At 34.2% G+C, this 444-nt stretch carries 1 protein-coding gene; it reads left to right on the plus strand.

The features are described from left to right. Window positions 1-273 precede the first annotated feature (273 nt). A partial coding sequence (locus SB773_RS30125; RefSeq protein WP_410593856.1) for a CoA-binding protein occupies window positions 274-444 on the plus strand: 171 nt, incomplete at its 3' end.

Genomic DNA, 444 nt, shown 5'->3' on the forward strand with positions numbered 1-444 from the left:
GTCTTTTGATATACGTTTAAGTTCATGAAGGGCAAAAGGTTTATGTTTTCTTTTTTTCGTAAATATAATGAAGAGTACCTAATTGTGTATAATGATACAATACGCGGTAGCCTGTATGAACATAAGTGGTGCACACCTTTTCGAAACCTATTCTTTCTTGTATAATGGTTTTTCTTAATAATGGTAATACTCAGCTTTACTCTGTGAAATATCTTTGTTAAGGAATACTTTTTAAGCAATTATTACATTTTATGATAAAGGGGATTGATAAGAATGATACAAAATCCAAGTAGAGAAGAAATGGGTCAGATGTTAAAAAAATCGAAGCGCATCGCTGTTGTTGGTTTATCAAATAACCCCGAGCGTACTTCTTATATGGTATCGAAGGCCATGCAGGATAGCGGGTATGAAATCATCCCTGTAAACCCAGCTGTATCTGAAGTG

The organism is Bacillus sp. SIMBA_074 (genome assembly GCF_046534555.1).
Lineage (GTDB): Bacteria > Bacillota > Bacilli > Bacillales > Bacillaceae_G > Bacillus_A > Bacillus_A mycoides.